A 317-nucleotide genomic window follows, 5' to 3' on the forward strand; every position below is an offset into this window, starting at 1 on the left:
GTACAGCTTGTGCTGGCGACCGATGATCGCATGGGCCTCTTCAACATCTTGGCGGGTCTGGGTCGAGGCTAGGTTTTCACCGATGGCTTTGCGAGCAAGGCGGTTCAACTGATCCTCCAGTACATCCTGCGGTTTGACCACCAAGGTCAGACTCATCACCGTGCCTTCAGGTAACTGGTCGAACAGGGCATTCACCGCGTCGCCCTTGCGGGTTTCTCCGGTGAGTTGACCAATCAAGGGCGCCCGGCGAAGCTTGTCCACCACCATGACCCGGTGGGGCTGATCGTCAAAAAACCAGAGTCCGTGCTGCACATCCG

The 317-nt window shown here is 58.4% G+C and carries 1 protein-coding gene; it reads right to left on the reverse strand.

What is annotated here, in order from left to right:
* Window positions 1-317, reverse strand: a 317-nt coding sequence (locus tag KMS84_RS44320; protein ID WP_256921509.1) for a TraC family protein, incomplete at both ends; no start/stop codon positions are given.

This window comes from Streptomyces hilarionis (assembly GCF_024539675.1).
GTDB classification, from domain to species: Bacteria; Actinomycetota; Actinomycetes; order Streptomycetales; family Streptomycetaceae; genus Streptomyces; species Streptomyces hilarionis.